The sequence below is a fragment of the Xanthomonas theicola genome (assembly GCF_014236795.1).
Lineage (GTDB): Bacteria > Pseudomonadota > Gammaproteobacteria > Xanthomonadales > Xanthomonadaceae > Xanthomonas_A > Xanthomonas_A theicola.
Genome location: NZ_CP049017.1, coordinates 2,011,294 through 2,034,371 on the forward strand (window position 1 = coordinate 2,011,294; position 23,078 = coordinate 2,034,371).

21 protein-coding genes and 2 pseudogenes are annotated in these 23,078 nt (G+C 65.1%); 22 read left to right on the top strand and 1 reads right to left on the bottom strand.

Annotated elements, in window-relative coordinates; genetic code table 11:
- Positions 1 to 4: 4 nt before the first annotated feature.
- The 13 genes and pseudogenes from G4Q83_RS09270 (at position 5) to G4Q83_RS09330 (ending at position 11,299) form a co-directional block, all read left to right on the top strand.
- Positions 5 to 388 (top strand): response regulator, encoded by a 384-nt coding sequence (locus G4Q83_RS09270; protein WP_010341669.1) that lies wholly within the window; start codon positions 5 to 7, stop codon positions 386 to 388.
- Complete coding sequence (locus G4Q83_RS09275; RefSeq protein WP_128421496.1) at positions 385 to 1,875, top strand: sigma-54 dependent transcriptional regulator; 1,491 nt, start codon at positions 385 to 387, stop codon at positions 1,873 to 1,875. Before G4Q83_RS09270 ends, G4Q83_RS09275 begins: the two co-directional genes overlap by 4 nt.
- 289 nt (positions 1,876 to 2,164) lie before the next feature.
- Entirely contained in the window at positions 2,165 to 3,343 is a 1,179-nt protein-coding gene (locus G4Q83_RS09280) for a DegT/DnrJ/EryC1/StrS family aminotransferase (protein ID WP_185817386.1), read from the top strand.
- Entirely contained in the window at positions 3,340 to 3,564 is a 225-nt protein-coding gene (locus G4Q83_RS09285; protein ID WP_128420508.1) for an acyl carrier protein, read from the top strand. The genes G4Q83_RS09280 and G4Q83_RS09285 overlap by 4 nt, the downstream gene beginning before the upstream one ends.
- A 1-nt stretch (position 3,565) precedes the next feature.
- Positions 3,566 to 4,606, top strand: coding sequence for a ketoacyl-ACP synthase III (locus G4Q83_RS09290; RefSeq protein WP_128420507.1), 1,041 nt, complete (start codon positions 3,566 to 3,568; stop codon positions 4,604 to 4,606).
- On the top strand, positions 4,603 to 5,367 hold the full coding sequence (locus G4Q83_RS09295; protein WP_128420506.1) for an SDR family NAD(P)-dependent oxidoreductase: 765 nt from the start codon (positions 4,603 to 4,605) through the stop codon (positions 5,365 to 5,367). Before G4Q83_RS09290 ends, G4Q83_RS09295 begins: the two co-directional genes overlap by 4 nt.
- Entirely contained in the window at positions 5,364 to 6,098 is a 735-nt protein-coding gene (locus G4Q83_RS09300; RefSeq protein ID WP_128420505.1) for an SDR family NAD(P)-dependent oxidoreductase, read from the top strand. The genes G4Q83_RS09295 and G4Q83_RS09300 overlap by 4 nt, the downstream gene beginning before the upstream one ends.
- Positions 6,095 to 6,748: a NeuD/PglB/VioB family sugar acetyltransferase gene (locus tag G4Q83_RS09305; protein WP_128420504.1), complete on the top strand. Its 654-nt coding sequence runs from the start codon at positions 6,095 to 6,097 to the stop codon at positions 6,746 to 6,748. Before G4Q83_RS09300 ends, G4Q83_RS09305 begins: the two co-directional genes overlap by 4 nt.
- 3 nt (positions 6,749 to 6,751) lie before the next feature.
- Entirely contained in the window at positions 6,752 to 7,897 is a 1,146-nt protein-coding gene (locus tag G4Q83_RS09310; protein WP_128420503.1) for an aromatic ring-hydroxylating oxygenase subunit alpha, read from the top strand.
- The gene (locus G4Q83_RS09315) at positions 7,887 to 8,510 is read left to right on the top strand and encodes an LbetaH domain-containing protein (RefSeq protein WP_128420502.1); all 624 of its coding nucleotides are present in this window, start codon (positions 7,887 to 7,889) and stop codon (positions 8,508 to 8,510) included. The genes G4Q83_RS09310 and G4Q83_RS09315 overlap by 11 nt, the downstream gene beginning before the upstream one ends.
- Positions 8,507 to 9,224: pseudogene (locus G4Q83_RS09320) on the top strand (FkbM family methyltransferase); the annotation flags it as partial. The gene G4Q83_RS09315 and the pseudogene G4Q83_RS09320, both read left to right, overlap by 4 nt.
- Positions 9,179 to 9,784 (top strand): annotated as a pseudogene (locus tag G4Q83_RS09325) (UDP-3-O-(3-hydroxymyristoyl)glucosamine N-acyltransferase); the annotation flags it as partial. The pseudogenes G4Q83_RS09320 and G4Q83_RS09325, both read left to right, overlap by 46 nt.
- Before the next feature lie 105 nt (positions 9,785 to 9,889).
- Positions 9,890 to 11,299 (top strand): FkbM family methyltransferase, encoded by a 1,410-nt coding sequence (locus G4Q83_RS09330; RefSeq protein ID WP_128420501.1) that lies wholly within the window; start codon positions 9,890 to 9,892, stop codon positions 11,297 to 11,299.
- A gap of 328 nt (positions 11,300 to 11,627) precedes the next feature.
- Here G4Q83_RS09330 and G4Q83_RS09335 read toward each other — a convergent pair whose 3' ends face one another.
- The gene (locus tag G4Q83_RS09335; protein ID WP_128420500.1) at positions 11,628 to 12,068 is read right to left on the bottom strand and encodes a hypothetical protein; all 441 of its coding nucleotides are present in this window, start codon (positions 12,066 to 12,068) and stop codon (positions 11,628 to 11,630) included.
- A gap of 374 nt (positions 12,069 to 12,442) precedes the next feature.
- On the opposite strand from G4Q83_RS09335, the gene G4Q83_RS09340 reads away from it, so the two are divergent.
- From G4Q83_RS09340 to G4Q83_RS09380, 9 genes are all read left to right on the top strand, one after another.
- Positions 12,443 to 12,658: a hypothetical protein gene (locus G4Q83_RS09340; RefSeq protein WP_128420499.1), complete on the top strand. Its 216-nt coding sequence runs from the start codon at positions 12,443 to 12,445 to the stop codon at positions 12,656 to 12,658.
- Positions 12,659 to 13,142: 484 nt separating this feature from the next.
- Positions 13,143 to 13,466 carry a DUF1028 domain-containing protein gene (locus G4Q83_RS24550; RefSeq protein WP_425509770.1) on the top strand — a complete coding sequence of 108 codons (324 nt, stop codon included), beginning with the start codon at positions 13,143 to 13,145 and terminating at the stop codon, positions 13,464 to 13,466.
- A complete protein-coding gene (locus G4Q83_RS09350; protein ID WP_146095443.1) occupies positions 13,364 to 13,993 on the top strand; it encodes a DUF1028 domain-containing protein in 630 nt (209 codons plus the stop codon). Before G4Q83_RS24550 ends, G4Q83_RS09350 begins: the two co-directional genes overlap by 103 nt.
- Positions 13,994 to 14,247: 254 nt before the next feature.
- Positions 14,248 to 17,769: a glycosyltransferase gene (locus G4Q83_RS09355; RefSeq protein WP_170069168.1), complete on the top strand. Its 3,522-nt coding sequence runs from the start codon at positions 14,248 to 14,250 to the stop codon at positions 17,767 to 17,769.
- Between the two features lie 237 nt (positions 17,770 to 18,006).
- Positions 18,007 to 18,369, top strand: coding sequence for a flagellar hook-basal body complex protein FliE (gene fliE, locus G4Q83_RS09360; RefSeq protein WP_128420497.1), 363 nt, complete (start codon positions 18,007 to 18,009; stop codon positions 18,367 to 18,369).
- An 11-nt stretch (positions 18,370 to 18,380) separates the two neighbouring features.
- Positions 18,381 to 20,090 (top strand): flagellar basal-body MS-ring/collar protein FliF, encoded by a 1,710-nt coding sequence (gene fliF, locus G4Q83_RS09365; RefSeq protein WP_128420496.1) that lies wholly within the window; start codon positions 18,381 to 18,383, stop codon positions 20,088 to 20,090.
- A gap of 10 nt (positions 20,091 to 20,100) precedes the next feature.
- Positions 20,101 to 21,090, top strand: coding sequence for a flagellar motor switch protein FliG (gene fliG / locus G4Q83_RS09370; RefSeq protein ID WP_128420495.1), 990 nt, complete (start codon positions 20,101 to 20,103; stop codon positions 21,088 to 21,090).
- Positions 21,087 to 21,704: a FliH/SctL family protein gene (locus tag G4Q83_RS09375; RefSeq protein ID WP_128420494.1), complete on the top strand. Its 618-nt coding sequence runs from the start codon at positions 21,087 to 21,089 to the stop codon at positions 21,702 to 21,704. The genes fliG and G4Q83_RS09375 overlap by 4 nt, the downstream gene beginning before the upstream one ends.
- The gene (locus G4Q83_RS09380; protein WP_128420493.1) at positions 21,701 to 23,077 is read left to right on the top strand and encodes a FliI/YscN family ATPase; all 1,377 of its coding nucleotides are present in this window, start codon (positions 21,701 to 21,703) and stop codon (positions 23,075 to 23,077) included. Before G4Q83_RS09375 ends, G4Q83_RS09380 begins: the two co-directional genes overlap by 4 nt.
- Position 23,078 lies beyond the last annotated feature (1 nt).

Consider the following 23,078-nt stretch of genomic DNA (forward strand, 5'->3'; position numbering starts at 1 on the left):
GCACATGAACAAACTGTCCGTGCTTCTGGTCGACGACCACGAAGGCTTCATCAACGCCGCGATGCGCCACTTCCGCAAGCTCGACTGGATGGAGGTGATCGGCAGCGCCGCCAACGGCCTGGAGGCGATCGAGCGTTCCGAGTCGCTGCGTCCGCAGGTGGTGCTGATGGACCTGGCCATGCCGGAGATGGGCGGCCTGCAGGCCACGCGCCTGATCAAGACCCAGGACCAGGCCCCGTACATCGTGATCGCCAGCCATTTCGACGATGCCGAGCACCGCGAGCACGCCATGCGCGCCGGCGCCGACAATTTCGTCAGCAAGCTGTCCTACATCCAGGAAGTGATGCCGATCCTGGAGGGCTTGCGCACAGAGGGAGTCCCGGCATGAGCGAATCGCGGATCCTGGTGATCGACGACGACGCGATGCGCGCCGAACGCACGGTCAGCCTGCTCGAGTTCATGGACCTCAACCCGCGCTGGGTGACCGACGTGGCCGACGTCAATCCCGGCCGCCACCGGCAGAGCGAATGGATGGCGATCCTGGTCGGCGGGCTCGACGACCAGGCCCAGGCTGACGCGTTCTTCGGCTGGGTCGCGCGCAGCGCGCTGCCGCCGCCGGTGCTGCTGCTCGACGGCGAGGCGCAGGCGTTCGCGCGGCGTCATGGCCTGCACGAGGCCAACGTGTGGCAACTGGAAGCGCCGCTGCGGCATGCGCAGCTGGAAGCGCTGCTGCGCCGCGCCAGCCTCAAGCGCCTGGACGCCGAACACCAGGCCGGGGCGGTGCAGGACAACGGCCCGACCGGCAACAGCGCCGCGGTCGCCCGGCTGCGGCGGCTGATCGACCAGGTCGCCGCGTTCGACACGACGGTGCTGGTGCTCGGCGAGTCGGGCACCGGCAAGGAAGTGGTCGCGCGCGCGATCCACCAGCAGTCGCCGCGCCGCGACGGCCCGTTCGTGGCGATCAACTGCGGCGCGATCCCGCCGGACCTGCTGGAAAGCGAGCTGTTCGGGCACGAGAAGGGCTCCTTCACCGGCGCGTTGAACGCGCGCAAGGGCCGCTTCGAGATGGCCGAGGGCGGCACCCTGCTGCTCGACGAGATCGGCGACATGAGCCTGCCGATGCAGGTCAAGCTGCTGCGCGTGCTGCAGGAGCGCAGCTTCGAGCGCGTCGGCGGCAACGTCACCATCCGTTGCAACGTGCGTGTGATCGCCGCCACCCACCGCAACCTGGAAGAACGCATCGCCGGCAACCAGTTCCGCGAGGATCTGTTCTACCGGCTCAACGTGTTCCCGATCGAGATGCCGGCGCTGCGCGAGCGCAGCGACGACCTGCCGGCGCTGGTCAACACCATCGCCGCGCAACTGGCACGCACCGGGCGCGGCGAAGTGCGCTTCTCCGAAGAGGCGCTGCAGGCGTTGCGCGGCTACGACTGGCCGGGCAACGTGCGCGAACTGACCAACCTGGTCGAACGCCTGGCGGTGCTGCATCCCAGCGGCCTGGTGCGGGTGCAGGACCTGCCGGCGCGCTACCGCGGCGACTTCGCCTCCTCGATCGACGTGTCGGCGCCGCCGGCGCCGATCGCCGCGGCCGATCCGCGCCGTGCGCCCAACCTGGTCGACCTGCACGTCGCGCCCAAGGCGCTCTCCGATCCGCCCGAGTCGGCCGCACGGGCCGCGGCGACGCTGCCGGAGAGCGGCCTGGACCTGCGTGGGCACATGGCCAACATCGAGCTGGCGCTGATCAACGAAGCCCTGGAGCGCACCCAGGGCGTGGTCGCGCACGCGGCGCAGCTGCTGGGCCTGCGCCGCACCACCTTGGTGGAGAAGCTGCGCAAGTACGGCATCGACCGCGACCAGACCGAACTGGCCGGCTGACGGCCGCGGCCGCTGCCTGCGCCGCCGCGGCGCCGCGGACTTGCTGCGCTACGCAACGACCGCGGCCAGAACTCGCCCATCGCATCGCGTGGCGACCCGGCCGCCGCGTCCGGCCGGCGGGGTGCGGCTGCGTCGCGGGGCGCGGAACCGTGGTGCGCGTCCGCTTCCTCGCCACCATCGCAGAATGAAGTGGACACGTCCTGTTGGCATATCGCTTGCTTCCAGAACCATAATCCCGTCGGAACGATCCGCGTCGCGGATGCTCCACACGTACCCAGCGCAGGCCACCATGCCCATTCCCGTCACCAGTCCGCTGCTGCCCCCCCTGGACGAGTTCGTGCCGTACCTGGAGAAGATCTGGAGCAGCCGCATCCTGACCAACGGCGGCGACATGCACCGGACCCTGGAGAAGGCGCTGGCGGACTACCTGGGCGTGGGACACCTGGCCTTGCTGACCAACGGCACGCTCGCCCTGCTCACCGCGCTGCAGGCCCTGCGCGTCACCGGCGAAGTGATCACCACGCCCTATTCGTTCGTCGCCACCGCGCACGCGCTGCTATGGAAAGGGATCAAGCCGGTCTTCGTCGACATCGATCCGGTCACGCTGAACCTGGACCCGCAGCGGATCGAGGCGGCGATCACCCCGCAGACCACCGCTATCATGCCGGTGCACTGCTACGGCACGCCGTGCGACACCGCCGCGATCGAACGCGTCGCCGACACCTACAACCTCAAGGTCATCTACGATGCCGCGCACGCCTTCGGGGTCAAGGACGAAGGCGGCTCGATCCTGCGCCACGGCGACCTCAGCGTGCTCAGCTTCCATGCCACCAAGGTGTTCAACACGTTCGAGGGCGGCGCCATCGTCTGCCCGGACGAAAAGACCTACCAGCGCATCAGCCGGCTGAAGAACTTCGGCTTCGTCGACGAGACCACGGTGGTGGCCACCGGCATCAACGGCAAGATGAACGAGGTGAGCGCGGCATTCGGGCTGCTGCAGCTGAGCCACATCGACCGTGCGCTGGCGCAACGCCGCCAGATCGACGGCGATTACCGGCGGCGCCTGGCGCGGGTGCGCGGCGTGCGCTGCCTGGCGCCACGCTCGCCGGCGTTGGCCAACTACGCCTCGTTCCCGATCCTGATCGAGGACGACTTCCCATCGACCCGCGACGGCCTGCATCAGTTGATGCGCAGCCACGATGTGCTCGTGCGCCGCTACTTCTATCCGCTGATCAGCGATTTCCCGATGTACCGCGGCCTGCCCTCGGCGGCCCCCGCCGGGCTGCCGGTCGCGCGCCAGATGGCCGAGCGGGTGCTGTGCCTGCCGATCTATCCGGGCCTGAGCCCTGCCGACGTGGACCTCATCGCCAACCTCATCGCCGATGCCGGCAGCGCATCGGCCTGCGCCCCCGCGCGCAGCCGCACCGTAACCACCCCCTCCCCCGCCCACCCCGTGGAGCACGAATGAGCCAAGCAACGTTTATCGAGAACTTCCTGTCGGCCACCGACTTCCAGAATCCGGTCGAGGTGACCCCGGAGACGGTGCTGCGCGAACTGCCCGAATGGGATTCGCTGGCGGCATTGGGCGTGATCGTGATGTTCGACATGGAATACGGCAAGACCATCACCGGCGAACACCTGGCCGCCGCCGTCACCGTGGGCGACCTCTACCAGTTGACCGAGGCGTAGCATGCCGACCTCCACACTGCACAACGTGCGTTTTGCCGGCATGGCGACCTGCGTGCCCAGGCGCATCGTCTCCAACCTGACCGATTGCCGGCCGCAGATCCGCTCCGAGCGCGAGCGGCTGGTGCGCAACATCGGCATCGAGACCCGGCGCATGGCGCAGGAGTGGCAGTGCTTCTCGGACCTGGCGTTCGATGCCGCACAGGCCTTGCTGGAACGGCTGCAGTGGCAGCGCGAGGAGGTCGATGCGCTGATCGTGGTGACCCAGTCGCCGGACTACCCGATCCCGGCGACCGCGATCATCCTGCAGGACCGGCTGGGCCTGTCGCATGCCACGGTCGCCTTCGACGTCAACCTGGGCTGCTCGGCCTATCCGTTCGGCATCAACCTGCTGGGCTCGATGATCGCCGCCGGCGGGGTCAAGAAGGGCCTGCTGCTGGTGGGCGACCGCAGCGCCAACCTGGAGGACCCGATCTTCTCCGATTCGGGAACCGCCACCGCGCTGGAATTCAGCGCCGACGCCGCGCCGATGTATTTCGACCTCAACAGCGACGGCAGCGGCTACAAGGCGATCATCCTGCCGGTGGGCGGCCAGCGCGAGCCGGTCGCCATCCAGCACCTGATGCCGTTCCGCGCCGACGAGAACGATTACTGGCACCGCGGTGTGGACCTGCAGCTGGACGGCGTGGCGGTGCTGAGTTTCTCCACCCAGCGGGTGCCGCCGGCGGTGCAGAAGCTGCTCGACTACAGCGGCGTGTCCAAGGACGAGATCGACTACTTCGTGTTCCACCAGGCCAACCGGATGATCAACGAGACCATCCGCAAGAAGCTCGGCCTGCCGGTGGAGAAAGTGCCTTCGACCCTGCGCGATTTCGGCAACACCAGCGGCGCCTCGTTGCCGGTGACCATGACCGCACGCATCAACAAGGAACTGGAGTGCGGCCCCAAACGGGTGCTGCTCTGCGGCTTCGGGATCGGCCTGTCCTGGGGCACGGCCATCGTGGACGTCGAGAACGCCGTCTTCCCAGCGCTGATCGAAGCATGAACACCGAGCGCGATCCATTTTCCCTGGAAGGCAAGCGCGTCCTCGTGACCGGCGCTTCATCGGGTATTGGTCGACAAATTGCCATCACTTGCTCGCAGATGGGAGCGCGGATCGTCATCACCGGGCGCAACGCGGAGAGGTTGCAAGCCACATTCGATGAGCTGGAAGGCGAAGGCCACACGCAAATCGTGGCGGATTTGGCTGTACAGGAAGGCATTGACCGCGTGGTGGGTGCCAGCGGTGTCATCGACGGTTTGGCGCATGCAGCCGGCATGTCCAAGCTAGCCCCCTTTCGCATGATTGGCCAGGCGCACCTGGATGCCACATTTGCAGCCAACACCTACGCCCCCATGCTGCTGACTCGAGGCCTGCTGGCGAAAAAACAGATCGCGCCGGGCGGCTCCCTGCTGTTCATTGCCTCGATTGCCTCGCACATAGGTCCGCTGGCCAGCAGCGCCTATGCTGCCAGCAAGAGCGCCCTGCTTGGCATGATGCGCTCGCTGGGTATGGAAGTAGCCAAGCAAGGCATGCGTGCCAACTGCATCGCACCGGGTTATGTGCGCACTCCCTTGCTGGATGGCTTGCAGGGAAGCGGCGGCAATATGGACAGCCTGTTTGAATTGACGCCACTTGGCATGGGCGAGCCAGAAGACGTGGCTTACGCAGCAGTGTTCTATCTTTCCGATGCCAGCCGCTGGATCACGCGCAACTACTTCATTCTTGATGGCGGGTTTTCTACGCCTATGGACATCTACGCATGAGCAATGCGGCGCAACAAGCCTTTTCACTGACAGGCAAAACCATTCTGGTGACGGGTGCATCATCGGGCATCGGCAGGCAAATCGCGGTTTCCTGCTCCCGGCGCGGGGCACGCCTGGTCGTCACCGGGCGGGATGCAGAACGCCTGCAAGAAACCTACAGCTTGTTAAAAGGCCAAGGACATGTCCAAGTGCTGGCCAACCTGACCGAAGTCGAGGGCCGTGAACGCCTGGTGCAGAGAGCATCCAGTGTGGATGGCCTGGTGCACTGCGCTGGCAGGCAGCGGCTGAGCCCCATCCGGCAGCTGGCCGAGAAGCTTATGACCGATGTTTATGCGGTTAATTTCCTAGCACCTGTCATGCTCACCCAGCGGATGTTGCAGGCCAATGCCCTTGCGCCCCAAAGTTCCATCGTGTTCATACTTTCCACTGCTGCACATATCGGCACGCCAGGGGTAGGTCCTTATTCGGCCATGAAGTCAGCCCTGCTCGGCATCATCCGCTGTCTGTCCATGGAGCAGGCCAAACGCAAAGTCCGTGTCAACGGAATTTCGCCTTCGGCAGTAGCGACGCCCATCTGGGACGCAGTCCATCTGGAAGCACAGAGAAAACGCCATCCGCTCGGATTGGGTACGCCGGATGACGTGGCGAACGCCGCGATCTTTCTGTTGTCCGATGCCAGTCGCTGGGTAACGGGGACCAGCCTGGTGATGGACGGAGGGGCGGTACTGTGAGCTATCCCGTGCTCATCATCGGCGCGGGCGGCTGGGGTCGCGAGGTTCTGGAGCAAATGCAGGGCGATATCGCGCACGGGAAGCAATGGAAGGTCACCGGGTTCCTGGACAGCCGGAAGCATATTCTGGATGGCTTCGATACCGGCGTGCCCATCGTCGGTGACCCGTTGACGTACGTTCCGCGCGGCGAAGAGGCCTTTGTTTGCGCACAAGGCGACCCGCTGGAACGTCGTAAATACATTCAACCGCTGCTTGCAAAGGGGGCAGCGTTCATCCCGATCTGTACCGAGGCGCACCTCAGTCGCCGTGTGCATCTGGGCACAGGCTGCTTCCTCGGCAACCAGGTTCACGTCGCCCCCGATGTATGGATCGGGGATTTTGCCAACCTGCTCACTTGGTCGGTGATCGGACACGACGTTCGCATTGGCAATTTTGCTCATATCGGGGCACAGGTATTCATGGGCGGCGGTGTGCAGATAGGCGACTTCGCAGTCGTGCATCCGCGCGCCACCCTGGTACCCGGCGTCAAGGTGGGTGAACACGCCGTCATCGGCACCGGTGCGGTCGTGCTGAAGGATGTGCCACCCGGAGCCACGGTGTTCGGCAATCCAGCCAAGATCGTTTTCCACAAGCACATACCAGCAGACTGAACCATGCGCTCCCGGATGCACCCCAAGTATTACTTGTCGCAAGAGATATTTGATCGCGAACAGCGCAAGCTTTTCCGTAAATTATGGTTGTTCGCAGGGCTCAAGACACTGCTGCGGGAAAACAACTGCTTCATCACCCGCAAGATTGCGGGCATTCCCCTGGTCATCCAGAACTTCCACGGCCAAATACGTGCGTTCGAGAACGTTTGCCTCCACCGCAGTGCGCTGATCCAGACCGGTGCCATCGGTTGCCGGCCTTTGGTGTGCCCCTACCACGCCTGGAGTTACGACGAACAAGGCCGGGTAAAGAACATCCCGGACTGCGATTCTATCTATCGCATGGAGCATGGTGAAAAGGACAACTTGAAGCTGCGCGAATTCTCACTGCGCACCATCGGCAACCTGCTGTTTGTCAACCTCGATCCCAACCCGATGCCGATCGAGGAGCAGTTTTCGCCAGAATTCATCGCCTTGTTGGAAAGTAGTTCCAACGCCTATGACACTGAGGTCATGGTGACCACATGGCATGGCCGGTACAACTGGAAGCTCGCTTACGAAAACCTTCGGGACGCCAATCACCCGCGCTTCGTCCACCCTAAGACCCTGGCCAAGAGTGTCAGCTTCGTGCCCCACGTAAACGAGAAACAAGCCAAGGAGTCCATGGAAACCTTGCAAGACACATCGCCCGCGACCTTGAGGCGCGAGATGCGTCGCTTCAGCTTCGGCGGCGCTGAAGCACCCATCCCCGACCTTAGACACTTCGGCTGGCACGATAAAGTGGAACGCTGGGGCAAGCAGGACGCCTACTTCAACTGGTTGGCTTTCCCGAACTTGCATATTGCCAGCGCAAACGGCGGCTATTCCTTCACGCTGGAACACCACATCCCCATCGCGCAGGATAGGACCGACTTGGAAATCTATTGGTTCAGCGCACGCAAGAAGCGGTCTTATGGGTTTTCCGGCCAGGTGTTACTGGCACAAATGCACGGCAGCAAGACGGTGGTGGGCGAAGACGTGGAAATCATGGAGCGGGTGCAGTCCGCATTGCACACAGATGCTCCACTGCCCACCCAGGGTGACTACGAATCCATGAATCGCCTGGTCGAACGCTGGTACGCGATGCTGATGGAAACCGAACATGAAATTTAGGTGGATCATCGGCGGCAGCGAATATCTCGACCTGGCCTTTCACGCCTGGAAGCAGGCGCGTCAGGACGAGACGGTCATCAGGATTGACGTGCCACAGGATGCCGATCACGCGTTCGATCTGGGTGTGCTGGATGGGCTGAATCCATCCGACGGAGCCATGTTCGCCGCCTTCGACGAACGCTTCGGCAACTTCAAGCGCATGGAACTGATGCAGGCAGCAATGGAGCGTGGCTTCAAGCTGGAGCCGTTCATACACTCCAGCGCCGCCATCGGCGCGGACACGGTCATCGGCCTCAACGCGTTCGTGGGTGCCAATGCTGTCGTCGGGCACGGCTGCAGGATCGACTACAACACCGTCATCCATTCCGGAGCGCACCTTGGGCCGGCATGCCGCATCAAATCCTCATGCTGGATAGAGCATGGCGTTCAAATTGGCACTGGCGTCGAAATCGGCGGCAACAGCATCTTGCTTACCGGCGCCATCGTGCGCGCAGGCGTCAAGGTGGGCCGAAGCTGCGAACTTGGTTGGCCGCGTGTCTACGACGAGGACGTGCCTGCCAAGACCTATTTCGACACCCGCTACGACACCCCCATTCATACCTACGATAGATGATCTTCATGCACTCAAGAAATGAACAACTTCGCCAATACATTCTACGTATCGCGGAGCAAGAACGCCCCGCACTCGACGATGTCATTGCGCGCCTGCCCGCGATTGCCAACCGTCCTGTTTTCCTCATTGCTCCCGAGTCCTACGCAGGCATGGTGCATGGCCCCAGGGTCGTGGCTAACCTACGTCATGTAGTTGCCGCAGTTGATGACCAAAGCACCCATCTGGATAGCATCCACGGCGCGCCGCGCTGGAGCAGTCAAGAATTTCTTGCCAATGCGGGGCAGTATCCCAATGCAGTCGCTATCGATTTCTCTTGTAGCCCACGCGACCGTGCGTTTGCCAACAATCTCTGCGCACCCGAGCACGTTGAATAGCTGAGCGTTACGCCTTCCGTATATCCACTGATCCCGCATTTTGAGCAACGCCCTCTCTTTCCCATCCAACCGCACTCTGGCATTGGCAAAATCTATGCCCCCCCCCACCAAGATCGTCCAACACCCCACCCATGTGATCGCCGCCGTGGATGACAAGCCAAACGACGGTGACACCGTTCATGGCGTACCGCGTTGGAGTTTGCACCAGTTCGTCGAACAAGCGGCCCACCACTCCGAGGCACTGGCCATCGATTTCTCCTACAGCCCAGAAGAATCTGGTTTGGCCCGCAAGCTCTGCGAGCAAGCAGGCATCGAAAGGGTAGATGCCTGCCTGGCCATGCATGGCGACAAGCGCTCCCGGACCAGCAGCTGCAGCGATTGGAAATCCACTTGGGCGAAGACCATAGCTTCGATTTTTCCTCGCTCGATGCCGTTGCTGCCAACAATCACGGCGTTTTTGTTGCTTTCGACCAACGGTTCGGTAATTTCAAACGCATGGAGTTGATGCAGGCGGCAATGGAAAGGAGTTGGCATATGGATCCATTCATACACCCAGCCGCTGTCGTCGATAGCAGCGCGGTCATCGGAATGAACACCTTCATAGGTCCAGCCGTAGTCATCGGCCATGGGTGCAAAATCGATTACAACACTGTGATAATGTCTGGAACTCACATCGGGCACGGAAGCCGAATTAAACCATCCTGTTGGATAGAACACGGCGCGCAATTAGGAGCAGAGGTCGAACTCGGCAGCAATTGCACACTGCACAGCGGCGCAGTACTCCAGCGCGACATCAAGATCGGCAGGGGCTGCGAATTGGGCTGGGCGCAAGTTTACGGCCGTGATATTCCTGCCAGAACCATATTCGACAGCCGCTACGACGAACCCATCCATGTATATGGACAGAAATCCATTAAGAGTGAATTACCAAAGACGAGCCGAAATCTCCGCCATCAATGCCTTTTATTAAATTCGCCCCAAGGCATACGCGGATATTGACTTAGAGTGGCAAGAAAAATCGCCAAATACACGGCAGGACTCAATCCTATAGCCGAACAGCCCGCGTTAAAACAACACACCAGCCTTGAAAGGAGTTGCCCTTCCATGTACCCATTCTTGTCTCAGCAAAAACTTATTAAAAATGTTTTTGAATTGCACGATTCCCTTGTGCAACCTAATGGACTTTTCCCAGAATGGCTGGACCGGGCACCAGAAGATTTTCTGGCCACTCAAAAATTTATTGTTTGCGGATCGGTTTGCCGCTCTGAAATTCGCGTATTTTCCAAATCCGCCAACGTTATTGCTATTGTCGACGACTTTCTGCATGAGCGACAAAGCGATATTTTTGGAATACCTGTCGTTAACTCCGATACTTGGGTCAGCTTAGCCTCCAACCGAACGGACGTGGTGTCTTGCATACTGGCTCCAGGCGCAACGGGCTTTCATTACTTCACCAGAATCGCCAGTCAGTGGAACTTACGGACTTTGCTGCCCTTGCAGTTTCTGCATTTACTAAAGTCATGCAATGTTGACCATAGTGGTGAGACCGGCCGTTTTTTCTGGTATGGCCATGAATTCTTCAGTGCGGTTATCAGTAATGTTGATCGCCTGGCCGGAGTGACCGATCAATTAATTGACGATTACTCGCGCATTACATGGCTGTGCATTCTGCTCTATCGATTAACTTTGAATCCATTCTACCTTGAAGCGTGCGCCGTCGGCCATGGCACGGAAGGTTTCAAACTTAACTCGTACTCTACAAACCGTCAGTTCTTTAAATTCAGCGATCATGAGACATATGTCGATGGCGGTGCCTTCAATGGCGACACCATCGAAGGCTTCCTGCGAGCATGTAAGGGTCAGTTCAAACGAATTCACTCTTTCGAACCTTCCAGCCATAATAATAGCTTGATTCGCATACGCCTTAATGCACTCCAAGACCAATATCTTAAGCCATTAGCGCCGTCTATTACGCTGCATGAGAAGGGGCTATGGAATAGCAACACGACTTTGCGATTCAACCCGGGGCAAATTGTCCCCGACTTCGAGACTCCTGGGTTTGCGCAAACACAGTCTGCCCACCTTCTGGATTCGAATATTATTGGCCATATATATGATAAATCACACGAAGACAATGTTGCGATAACAGTACCCGTCACAACCATTGACGATGCTACGGAAAGAACAGCAACATTCATCAAGCTTGAAATTGAAGGCTCCGAACTCAAGGCGTTGCATGGCGCAAGGCAAACAATCGAAAAAAATCGGCCTAAAATGGCGATTTCACTTTATCACAAGCCTGAGGATCTACTGACGCTAACGGATTTTGTAGCGGAGACGGACAAAGATTACAAGCTTGGTTTCCGCCAACACAATCGGCTATGCCCTGACGCGATGGTTTTATACTGTTTCTAAGCACATCTTCTTCAGGCACAATGATCTCTTGGCAACGTCATTCAATGCATATTCGGTGCGCGAGTGTATGGAAATCGTAGATATACGAGCGCGTTAACAGAAAAATGGCTGGATGGACTTGGCTCCAGGATGCCGTCGATAACCGTCAATCCGCTCTCGCAGCGCCTTCCGTAGCGCGGAGCTGCCATGCATACCTGCATGGCAGCCTAATACCTGTCAGGTGCGCAAAATGTCGCCTTGCCCATGACTCTAATCAGCTATGGCACGGAGTCGGTCAATACATCCAATCTCATCCGCCGAAGAAGATTTCTCCACGGCCTGGTCCAGGTTATTCGACGTACCATTGCATGGCATGGATCAAGACGGAACGGCTAACCAACTGGCCCGTGCCGATGTTTAAATTGGCCTGGGCATATTGGCCGGATGTATTTATAACGTAGTGCACGGACTGGGCAAGGTTACTGACTGCGCCAAAATTGGAGCCCATAGCAATTTCCATGCCTAGCCCTTGATTACTGACACAAACAACCGCCTGTGATGCATCGAGCTTCACGGATGTATATGTGCATGGAACGCCCCATACGTGAATATTGGCCCCGGTTACCAGCACTTTCACGCTTGCGCCGTTATTCACCGCTACCCGAAGGGATTGCAAAGATCCTTCGGAAACGTTTCCGTTGGCATCGGTCGCATAGACCATGGTCCATGCCTGCGAGGTGCCCGCGGACAGCATGAGGGCAGTGAAGAGCAAAGCTTTACGTAGAGTCATGGCTAATCCAGTTATAAAGTAAGAGAGACTACCGCATCAGTGCATTACCACCCATTTCCATTATCTGTAACAAAAGATATTACCGCAGGCTTCGTGCGCGCGACTCAGCAATTTTGTCGCGCGTGGTGATCATAACCTGGCGTTTCCAGTGGAGATACACCACGAAGCGCTACATCTCTCGATAAGCAATGTACATCACTGATTTTGGCAATGGCGTAGACGGCGCCCGCCTTACGCAAGGATGGTTCTGTTGAATAATGGGCAGCGTTCCTATCGGCATGAGCCTTGCGTCAACGAGTCGGTTTGCCGATGCAGTATCCAAGGTGCCAGCGCGTAGGTGCCGTCTTGTTCCTAACCTTGAACCCGGCCAACCCATGAGTTCCAACGCCACTGGTCGGCATCGTCATGCCGACCTACAAGTTCCGGTACTTCGAGCGGACGCTGGACAGCGTGCTGGCGCAGACTATCCAGCGCTGAAACTGGTGATCCGCGGCGACAACCCAGATGAAGCGCAAGTGCGTCGCGGCGTGCTTTCCGATCTGCTAACAACGCAACCCAGCCGCCTGGGTGAACTCGGCAGAGCCATTTAGACGCATTGGCTTGGCGCAGGGAGAGTTCATCGAGTTTCCGCACCCTGCGCACCGACTGGATCCCGGTCGCGTACCGCCGGGATGGTGCGCTGATCACTGGCGAATCGGGACAACCGCCGCACCAGCGTCCGCTCGGCGCTGGCGCGACACGGCCGCGCGCTGTGCGGCCGGCGAGTCGCAACGCGCCCCGGTCTAGCGCAAGCGGCCGTGGCGCTCGTTCAGCCACGGCCGGCACTTCCTCGACGCCGGCTTCCTCTTCATAGTGGCGCCGTGTCGAGCCGTTGGGTACCGCAACGACCGCAGGTCACCTTGTAGGCACTCCACCGCACCAGTAGCGAGAACCCGGCATGCTGCGTTCCAACATCACCGTACGTCGCATTGCGCTTCGGCTGCTGGCCGCGGCGATGGCCCTGGCATCGCCGGCCCGGCGTTCGCGACCTTCTCCATCGTGGCCTGCACGCAGTCCGGCACCTGCCGGGCGGCGGTGGCCACCAACAATCTCGCGGTCGGCGCGACGGTCATCTACGCCAAGGCACAGGTCGGCGCGGTGGCCTCCCAGTACGAGACCAACCCCTCCTGTGGGCCAAAGGGGATCGCCCTGCTGCAACGACACGCCTCGGCCGAGCGGTGGTCGACGCACTGGTCGGAACCGACGATGGGTTCGAGGGATAGGGTGCCTCGTTCCTGCAAGTGGGGGTGGTCGGGATGCGCGGCGAGGGCGCTGCCTTCACCGGCGCGCAGGCCATGGCCTCGGCCTGGGCTGGGTCGATCACCGGGCACGGCTACGCGATTCAGGGCAACGGCCTGAACAGCGAAGCGGTCGTCGCCGCGATGCACGACGGCTTCCTCGGCGGCAACGGCGCGCTCGCCGATCGCCTGGTCGCCGCCCTCGCCGCCGGCGAGCGGGTCGGCGGCCAGCGCACCGGAAAGATGTCCGCGGCCCTGCTGGTGCGCACGCCGCAGGGAGGATTCCAGGATATCAATCTGCGCATCGATGCCGCCAGCGAGCCGGTGCCCGAACTGCGCCATCTGCTCGATCTGAACCAAGCCAACAGCGCGATGGGCCGCACCGGGCGCGCGCAGCGGCAGGGCAACGCCGAACAGGCGCAAGGCGCACTGAGCGAGGCGCTCAGGCTCGGTGTCGACTGGGACTGTATCTGGCGCCGCGCGGCGCGCCTGCAGATGGCATTGGGCCACAGCAACGGCGCGCGGCAAGCGCTTGCCGCCTTTGCGCACCTGAACCCGGCATGGGCGCAATTGGAACGGCAAGACCCGCTGTATGCCGCCCTGCCTTCGGATGCCCCGCCGCAAAGCCCGCCCTCCCGTTCCCAATAGACTGCATCGGGTCTGGCGCTCGTGTCGCACCGGATGCCAGCAGCGGTATCTGGTGCGACCCATGCAACCGGCCCGCCGATCCGCGGCCGCATCCTCGCCCGGGCGCCGAGCGGCGGCATCGCAAGGACCTGAGCAGGCGACTGCGGCACGCATGTTGCATCCGTGGTGGTTGGCGGCGACAACGCCGGCATCCCTACGTGCAGGGGCCGACACCGCGGCCGACGCCTATTTCCTCTTAGAGATCATCCGTCCCAATGAGTTCCAACGCCCTGGTCAGCATCGTCATGCCGGCCTACAAGTTCCGGTACTTCGAGCGGACGCTCGACAGCGTGCTGGGCCAGACCTATCCGGCGCTGGAACTGGTGATCTGCGACGACAACCCCGATGGCACGATCGCCGCGGCGGTGGAACGCAAGCGAGTCGATGCGCGCTTCCCGATCCGCTACCAACGCAACCCCAGTCGCCTCGGCGAGCTCGGCAGCACCATCAAGGGCATCGGCCTGGCGCAGGGCGAGTACGTCAAATTCCTGCACGACGACGACGTACTGGAACCGGACTGCATCGCCGCGCTGGTGCGGGCCATGCAGGCCGGCCCTGACGTGGCGCTGGCCTCTTCGCGTCGGCAGCGCATCGACAGCGACGATGCGCCGCTGCCGGACATCCCCGCCACCAGCTTCCCGTTCGCCGGCGACGTGGTGCTCGACGGCCCCACGCTGCTGTCCTTCCTGGCCGACCACACCATCAACTTCATCGGCGAGCCCAGCTGCGTGCTGTGCCGGCGCCAGGACCTGCTGGAGATCGGCGACCAACTGATGATGCTCGATGGCCGAGTGATCCACTGGGTCGGCGACCTGGCCCTGTACGCCAAGCTGCTGCACCGCGGCAACCTGGCCCTGCTGGCCAGGCCGCTGACCCGCTTTCGAGTGACGCAGGACCAATTCAGCCAGGCCGGCCGCGACCGGCCGGGGATCGGCGACCAGGGCCACGACGACTTCCGCCGCGGCGTGCGCGCCATGGGCTGGTACCGCGGCGACGGCGACGTGCGCCTGGTCCATGTGACCCCGCTGGACGGAGGCCGCGCCGAACCGATCGATCTGCTGCAGGCGATCCAGGCCGCGTATGCGCGCGGCCGCGCCCAGCTGGCGCTGCGCGACTGGCAGGCGCGGCGGCAGCTGCCGCCGGTCCAGCGTGCCCTGCTCGACGCGCGCCTGGCGGACCTGGGCGGCGGTGCGCGGATCGCGGTGCTACTGGATGCGCGCAACGCCGACGCGACCGCGCTGGAGACCAGCCTGCGCAGCCTGCTGCTGGACGGGGCGGCCTTCGCCACGCTGAGCGTGGCCGTGCTCGCCGCCGCGGCGGCCCCAGCGTGGCCGGATCCGCGGGTCCGCTACCTGCCGCTGGCGCCCGGCGAGGAGGCGGCCGATCGCAACGCCGCGCTGGCCCAGCTCGCGCACGCCGACTGGTTCCTGTGCGCCGCCGCCGGCACCCGCTTCTGCCAAGGCGGCCTGCTGCGACTGGTGCTGGAACTGGCGCAGCATCCGCAATGCAGCGCGCTGTATGCCGACGAATGGCTGGCGCTGGACGGGCAGACGCTGGCGCCGGTGCTGCGTCCGGATCCGGATCTGGACCTGTTGCTGGGCAACCCGCTGGCGACCGCCGGCCACTGGATCTTCCACCGCGCGCTGGTGCAGGAGCTCGGCGGCTTCGACCCCGACCACGACGGTGCGCTCGAACTGGAACTGATCCTGCGCCTGTTCCAGCGCGATGCCGGCGCCAGCCTGGCGCATCTACCCGAGCCGCTGCTGATCGCGGCGCCGATCGACGACGCCGCCGGCGCCGACGCGCGCCAGCGTGCGGTCGCCAGCCACCTGCAGGCGCGCGGCTATGCCGACGCCACGGTCGCGGCCCTGCCCGGCGGGCTGCACCGCATCGACTACGGCCACGCCCTGCAGCCGCCGGTCTCGATCGTGGTGATCGCCCAGGACAACCTGCCGGCGCTGCAGCGCGCGGTGGTCGGCCTGCTCGAGCACACCGCCTACCCGGCCTACGAACTGCTGCTGGTCGACAACGCCAGCACCGCAGCGGCGGTCGGGCAATGGCTGCAGGCGGTGGCCGAACTGGGCAACGGCCGCATCCGCGTGTTCGCGCTGGAGCAGCGCGTGGCCCAGGCCGAGGCGCGCAACCTCGCCGCGACCCAGGCGCACGGCGACTACCTGCTGTTCCTGGATGCCGACAACGCGGTGATCCAGGGCCGCTGGCTGCACGAACTGATGAACCACGCGCAGCGTCCGGAGGTCGGCATCGTCGGCGCCAAGGGCGTGTCCGCCGATGGCAGCATCACCCACGCCGGGCTGTTGCCCGGGCTGCTGCCCGGCGCCGGCCACGCCTTCGCCGGCGAGCCGATGGCGCAGGCCGGCTACATGGGCCGGCTGCAGGTGGCGCACCGCTACAGCGCCGTGTCCGAACGCTGCATGCTGGTGCGGCGCGCCCTGTTCGAACAACTGTCCGGCTTCGATGCGGTCGGCTTCGCCGAGGGCGGTGCCGACGTGGACCTGTGCCTGCGCGCCGCGGCGCTGGGCGAGTGGACGATCTGGACGCCCGAGGCGCTGCTGCTGCAGCCCGCCGCGGCGCCGCGGCCGCAAAGCGCGGACGACGCCCTGCTGCAGCGCTGGCTGCCGGTCATGGCGCAGGATCCGGCGTATTCGCCGAGCCTGGGCCTGGAGCAGCCCGGCGGCTTCAAGCTGGGCGAATCCGAGTTCTCCTGGCAGCCGCTGTCCTGGAAACCGCTGCCGCGGATCCTGGCCCATCCCGGCGACGCCTTCGGCAGCGGCCACTACCGGGTGATCCAGCCGTTCCAGGCGCTGGCCGAGGCCGGGTTGATCGACGGCGTCTACTACGCGCGTCTGCTCGACCCGGTGGAAATGCAGCGCGTCGCCGCCGATGCGGTGGTGGTGCAGCGCCGGATCGGCGAGGCCGAACTGGCGAAGATGGAACGCATGCGCCGCTTCTCCGCGGCGTTCAAGGTCTACGAGCTCGACGACTACCTGCCCAACCTGCCGCTGAAGAGCGTGCACCGCGAGCAGATGCCCAAGGACGTGCTGCGCTCGCTGCGCCGCGCCGCCTCGCTGGTGGACCGGGTGGTGGTGTCCACCCCGGCCCTGGCCGAGGCGCTCGCCGGCCTGCATGCGGACCTGCGCGTGGTGCGCAACCGGCTCGATCCGCGCATGTGGGGCGACCTCGCCGCGCCGGCCAGGACCTGCGCCGGCAGCAAGCCGCGGGTCGGCTGGGCCGGCGGCGCCAGCCATACCGGCGATCTGGAGCTGATCGCCGACGTGGTGCAGGCGCTGGCAGGCGAGGTGCACTGGGTGTTCATGGGCATGTGCCCGCCGCGGCTGCGCCCGCACGTGGCCGAAGTGCACCCGGGGGTGGACTTCGCGCGCTATCCGCAGGCCCTGGCCGCGCTGCGCCTGGACCTGGCGCTGGCGCCGCTGGAAGACAACCTGTTCAACCGCTGCAAGAGCAACCTGCGCCTGCTCGAATACGGCGCCTGCGGCTACCCGGTGGTGGCCAGCGACTTGCCGCCGTACCAGGACGGGCTGCCGGCGACCCTGGTCAAGAACCGGTTCCGCGACTGGATCAACGCGATCCGCATGCATCTGGCCGATGCCCAGGCCAGCGCGGCGGCCGCTGCCGCGTTGCACGCAGCGGTACGCCGCGACTGGATGCTGCATGGCGCCAACCTGCAGGCCTGGCGCGCGGCCTGGCTGCCGGACTGAGCCGCGCCGCGGCGGCCGCGGCGCCCTGCCCGGCGCCGGGCCTCGCGCGTCAATCGGCCGGCACCTGCGGCCAGGAGCCGGCCGCCGCGCCGCGCCGGGAAGCCGTCGCAGCAGGCGGCCCTTGCAGCAGACGGCGCGCCCCGGCATCCGATCCCGCCGCGCGCGGGCACGGGCACCGCGGTTTCGGCACACCGCTTGCATCCATTCCGGTAGCCGCCCCGGCCTGGACATCCCCGCATGAGCGACTCCATCGGTTCCATCCTCTCGCAGATCCGCAGCTACCAGAGCCAGGTCGGCCAGGCCGCGCCTGCGCAGGCGGCCGACGCCGGGCGCAGCAATGCGATCGAGGGCCTGACCGGGACCCAGGGCACGCAAGGTCCGAGCTTCAGCGACACCCTGCGCAGCGCGATCAGCGGCGTCAACGAGACCCAGCAGAAGGCCGGCGATCTGGCCAAGGCCTTCGAGATGGGCGACCCCAACGCCGGCCTGGCCAAGGTGATGCTGGCCGCGCAACAGTCCCAGGTGGCGTTCCGCGCCACCGTGGAAGTCCGCAACCGACTCGTCCAGGCGTACCAGGACGTGATGAACATGCCGCTGTAAGGTAGACGACGATGGCTCTTGCGCTCAGCAAAGACACCCTCACCGGCGAAAAGGCGGGCGCCTGGTTCGATCGCCTGCAGAGCCTGCAGATCACCCGCCGCATCGGCCTGATGGCGATGATCGCAGTGGCCGTGGCCGCGGGCCTGTTCGTGTTCTTCTGGTCGCAGAAACCCGCCTACACCCCCCTGTACACCGGCCTGGACGAAAAGGGCACGGCCGAGGCCACCGACCTGCTGCGCACCGCGCAGATCCCGTTCAAGCTCGACCCGGCCACCGGCGCGATCACCGTGCCGGAAGACAAGCTCTACGACGCGCGCCTGAAGCTGGCCGGCTCCGGCCTGACCGACAACGGCAACATGGGCTTCGAGGTCATGGAAAAGGACCCGGGCTTCGGCGTCAGCCAGTTCGTCGAGAACGCGCGCTACCAGCACGCGCTGGAGACCGAACTGGCGCGCACCATCGCCAGCCTGCGCCCGGTGCGCGAGGCGCGGGTGCACCTGGCCATTCCCAAGCCCAGCGCGTTCACCCGCCAGCGCGACGTGGCCAGCGCCTCGGTGGTGCTGGAACTGCGCGGCGGCACCACCCTGGAGCGCAACCAGGTCGATGCGATCGTCAACATGGTCGCCTCCAGCATCCCCGACCTGTCGCCGGACCGGGTCACCGTGGTCGACCAGAGCGGACGCATGCTGACCATCGCCGATCCCAACAGCGACGCGGCCCTGAACGCGGCCCAGTTCGAGCAGGTGCGGCGCCAGGAAAGCGCCTACAACCAGCGCATCCGCGAGCTGCTGGAGCCGATGACCGGCCCCGGCCGGGTCAACCCGGAAGTCAGCGTGGACATGGATTTCTCGGTCACCGAGGAAGCCCGCGAGCTGTACAACGGCGAGCCGCCGAAGCTGCGCAGCGAGCAGGTCAGCGACAGCAGCACCGCCGTGGCCGGCCCGCAAGGCGTGCCCGGCGCGACCAGCAATTCGCCGCCCGGCGCGGCCGTGCCCGGGCAGCCGGCGCCTGCCGCAGGCGCTGCCGGCGCCACGCCTGGCGCCACCCAGCAGACTGCCGCCGCGACCCCGACCGAGACCTCCAAGAGCGCCACCCGCAACTACGAGCTGGACCGCACCTTGCAGCACACCCGGCAGCCGCCGGGCCGGATCAAGCGCGTGTCGGTGGCGGTGCTGGTCGACCATGTGCCGCGCCCGGGCGCCAAGGGCAAGATGGTCGAGCAGGCGCTCAGCGCCGCCGAGCTGACCCGCATCGAAGGCTTGGTCAAGCAGGCGGTCGGCTTCGACGCGGCGCGCGGGGATACCGTCTCGGTGATGAACGCCCCGTTCGTGCGCCAGGCGCCGGAAGCGGTGGACAAGCCCGGTTGGTGGGAAGATCCGCGGATGATGAACGGATTGCGCCTGCTGCTCGGCGCGGCGGTGGTGCTGGCCCTGCTGTTCGGCGTGCTGCGCCCGGCGCTGCGCCAGATCGCCGGGCCGGCGCCGGCCAAGGCCAGGGACAAGTCCGAACCGCACAGCGCCAATGTCTCGATGCTGGACGACGGCGACCCGCTGCTGCCGTCGTTGGCCGACGATACCGCCAGCATCGCCGGCCGCGAGCGCGCCGCGATCGCCCTGCCGGATGCCTACGAGGAGCGTCTGCGCCTGGCGCGCGACGCGGTCAAACAAGATTCCAAGCGCGTCGCGCAAGTCGTGAAGGGATGGGTGGCCAGTGAAGCCTGATGCAACCGCAATGAACGGCACCCAGCGCGCCGCAGTGCTGCTGCTGTCGCTCGGCGAAAGCGACGCGGCCGAAGTGCTCAAGCACATGGACCCCAAGGAGGTGCAGAAGATCGGCATCGCCATGGCCACCATGAGCGGCATCTCGCGCGACCAGGTCGAGAAGGTGATGGACGAGTTCAACGCCGAGCTCGGCAGCAAGACCTCGCTGGGCGTGGGCGCCGACGACTACATCCGCAACGTGTTGGTGCAGGCACTGGGCGCGGACAAGGCCGGCAACCTGATCGATCGCATCCTGCTCGGCCGCAACACCACCGGCCTGGACACGCTGAAGTGGATGGACCCGCGCGCGGTGGCAGACCTGGTGCGCAACGAACATCCGCAGATCATCGCCATCGTCATGGCGCACCTGGACAGCGACCAGGCCGCCGAGGCGCTGAAGCTGCTGCCCGAACGCACCCGCGCCGACGTGCTGATGCGCATCGCCACCCTGGACGGCATCCCGCCGAACGCGCTGAACGAGCTCAACGAGATCATGGAGCGGCAGTTCTCCGGCAACCAGAACCTGAAGTCGTCCAACGTCGGCGGGGTCAAGGTCGCCGCCAACATCCTCAACTTCATGGACAGCGGCCAGGACCAGGGCGTGCTGGCGGCGATCGGCAAGATCGACGCCGAGCTCAGCACCCGCATCCAGGATCTGATGTTCGTGTTCGACAACCTGGTCGAGCTGGAGGACCGCGCGCTGCAGACCCTGCTGCGCGAGGTCAGCGGCGACCGCCTCGGCCTGGCCCTGCGCGGCGCCGACATCAAGGTGCGCGAGAAGATCACCAAGAACATGTCCCAGCGCGCCGCCGAGATCCTGCTCGAGGACATGGAGGCGCGCGGCCCGGTGCGCCTGGCCGACGTGGAAGCGGCGCAGAAGGAGATCCTGGCGATCGTGCGGCGGCTGGCCGATGAAGGCGTGATCAGCCTCGGCGGCGCCGGTGCGGAGGCGATGGTATGAGCGGCAACGCGGTGCGCTGGTTCGCCCCCGAACTCGACCCGGCCCCGGTGCCGGAGCAGTTCGACGAGCCCCTGCCGGAAGCGCCGGTACTGCGCCCGCCGAGCCTGGAGGACATCCAGGCGATCGAGGCCGCCGCGCAGCACGAGGGCTTGGAGCGCGGCCATGCCGAGGGCCTGGCCCAGGGCCAGGCCGAGATCCGCCGCCTGACCGCGCAGATCGAAGGCATCCTGGACAATTTCTCGCGGCCGCTGGCACGGCTGGAGAACGAAGTGGTCGGCGCGCTCGGCGAACTGGCCGTGCGCATCGCCGGCAGCCTGGTCGGGCGCGCCTACGAGGCCGATCCGGCACTGCTGGCGGAGTTGGTCGGCGAGGCGCTGGACGCGGTCGGCGGCGCGCGCCGCGAGGTCGAGGTGCGCCTGCACCCGGACGACATCGCCGCACTGACCCCGCTGCTGGCGTCGATGGCCGACGGCACCTGGCTGGTGCCGGACCTGACCCTGAGCCGCGGCGACCTGCGCGTGCATGCCGAGGCGGTGCGCATCGACGGCACCCTCGAGGCGCGCCTGCGCGCGGCGCTGGAGACGGTCATGCGCAAGTCCGGAGCGGGCCTGTGAGCGCGCTGTCCGGCACTCATCCGGCCGACTGGCTGGACGCGCGCAACCTGCGCCTGGCGGCGCGCCTGGGCCAGCTCGACCTGGACGCCGCCGCCGGCCGCGGCCTGATCCGCGAAGGCATCCTGCGCCGCGCGGTCGGCCTGACCCTGGAAGCGGTCGGCTGCGAGGCGCCGATGGGCGCCACCTGCAAGGTCGAGGTCGACGGCGGCTGGGTCGACGCCGAGGTGGTCGGTTTTTCCGGCGAGCGCACCTCGCTGATGCCAAGCGCCGAAACCCACGGCCTGCTGCCCAACGCGCGGGTGGTGCCGGTGCGCCGCCGTGGCGGCGTGGAAGTGGGCGAAGGCCTGCTCGGCCGGGTCATCGATTCGGACGGCGTGCCGCTGGACGGCAAGGGCCCGATCCGCGCCGAAGGCTCGGTCGGCATGGCCGGCGTGTCGATCAACCCGCTGGCGCGCGAACCGATCACCATGCCGCTGGATGTGGGCGTGCGCGCGATCAACGCGCTGCTGCCGATCGGCCGCGGCCAGCGCGTGGGCCTGTTCGCCGGCTCCGGCGTCGGCAAGTCCACCCTGCTCGGGATGATGACCCGCTACACCGCCGCGGACGTGATCGTGGTCGGGCTGATCGGCGAACGCGGCCGCGAAGTGCGCGATTTCGTCGAGACCACGCTGGGCGAGGACGGCCTGCGCCGCGCGGTGGTCGTGGCCGCGCCGGCCGACCGCCCGCCGCTGGCGCGCCTGCACGGCGCCTACCGCGCCACCGCGATCGCCGAATGGTTCCGCGACCAGGGCCTGAACGTGCTGCTGCTGATGGATTCGCTGACCCGCTTCGCCCAGGCGCAGCGCGAGATCGGCCTGTCGGTCGGCGAGCCGCCGACCACTCGCGGCTACCCGCCGTCGGTGTTCGCCAAGCTGCCGGCGCTGGTCGAGCGCGCCGGCAACGGCGCCAAGGGCCGCGGCTCGATCACCGCCTTCTACACCGTGCTGACCGAAGGCGACGACCCGCAGGACCCGATCGCCGACGCCGCCCGCGCCATCCTCGACGGCCACATCCTGCTGTCGCGCCGCGTCGCCGACAGCGGCCTGTACCCGGCCATCGACGTGGAATCCTCGGTCAGCCGCGTGGTCCAGGACATCGCCGACGAGCCGTGGCGGCTGCGCATCCGCGCACTGAAGCGGCTGGTCTCGGCGTACGCGTCCAACCGCGACCTGATCGCCATCGGCGCCTACCAGCGCGGCAACGATCCGGCCGTGGACGAAGCCCTGGAGCGCTGGCCGGAGATCATGGAATTCCTCGGACAGGACGTCGCCAAGGCCGCAGATCTGCCCCACAGCCAAGCCGCCCTGAAGCGGCTGGTCGAACGTGAGAATTAAG

What these genes read in the sequence shown, in the direction of transcription:
- G4Q83_RS09295 (WP_128420506.1), top strand. Translation starts at nt 4,603, where the DNA reads ATGAACACCGAGCGCGATCCATTTTCCCTGGAAGGCAAGCGCGTCCTC.
- G4Q83_RS09275 (WP_128421496.1), top strand. Translation starts at nt 385, where the DNA reads ATGAGCGAATCGCGGATCCTGGTGATCGACGACGACGCGATGCGCGCC.
- fliE (WP_128420497.1), top strand. Translation starts at nt 18,007, where the DNA reads ATGAGCGACTCCATCGGTTCCATCCTCTCGCAGATCCGCAGCTACCAG.
- G4Q83_RS09310 (WP_128420503.1), top strand. Translation starts at nt 6,752, where the DNA reads ATGCGCTCCCGGATGCACCCCAAGTATTACTTGTCGCAAGAGATATTT.
- G4Q83_RS09290 (WP_128420507.1), top strand. Translation starts at nt 3,566, where the DNA reads ATGCCGACCTCCACACTGCACAACGTGCGTTTTGCCGGCATGGCGACC.
- G4Q83_RS09300 (WP_128420505.1), top strand. Translation starts at nt 5,364, where the DNA reads ATGAGCAATGCGGCGCAACAAGCCTTTTCACTGACAGGCAAAACCATT.
- G4Q83_RS09270 (WP_010341669.1), top strand. Translation starts at nt 5, where the DNA reads ATGAACAAACTGTCCGTGCTTCTGGTCGACGACCACGAAGGCTTCATC.
- G4Q83_RS09350 (WP_146095443.1), top strand. Translation starts at nt 13,364, where the DNA reads ATGCGCGGCGAGGGCGCTGCCTTCACCGGCGCGCAGGCCATGGCCTCG.
- G4Q83_RS09340 (WP_128420499.1), top strand. Translation starts at nt 12,443, where the DNA reads ATGAGTTCCAACGCCACTGGTCGGCATCGTCATGCCGACCTACAAGTT.
- G4Q83_RS09375 (WP_128420494.1), top strand. Translation starts at nt 21,087, where the DNA reads ATGAGCGGCAACGCGGTGCGCTGGTTCGCCCCCGAACTCGACCCGGCC.
- G4Q83_RS09335 (WP_128420500.1), bottom strand. Translation starts at nt 12,068, where the DNA reads ATGACTCTACGTAAAGCTTTGCTCTTCACTGCCCTCATGCTGTCCGCG.
- G4Q83_RS09285 (WP_128420508.1), top strand. Translation starts at nt 3,340, where the DNA reads ATGAGCCAAGCAACGTTTATCGAGAACTTCCTGTCGGCCACCGACTTC.
- fliF (WP_128420496.1), top strand. Translation starts at nt 18,381, where the DNA reads ATGGCTCTTGCGCTCAGCAAAGACACCCTCACCGGCGAAAAGGCGGGC.
- G4Q83_RS09280 (WP_185817386.1), top strand. Translation starts at nt 2,165, where the DNA reads ATGCCCATTCCCGTCACCAGTCCGCTGCTGCCCCCCCTGGACGAGTTC.
- fliG (WP_128420495.1), top strand. Translation starts at nt 20,101, where the DNA reads ATGAACGGCACCCAGCGCGCCGCAGTGCTGCTGCTGTCGCTCGGCGAA.
- G4Q83_RS09315 (WP_128420502.1), top strand. Translation starts at nt 7,887, where the DNA reads ATGAAATTTAGGTGGATCATCGGCGGCAGCGAATATCTCGACCTGGCC.
- G4Q83_RS09355 (WP_170069168.1), top strand. Translation starts at nt 14,248, where the DNA reads ATGAGTTCCAACGCCCTGGTCAGCATCGTCATGCCGGCCTACAAGTTC.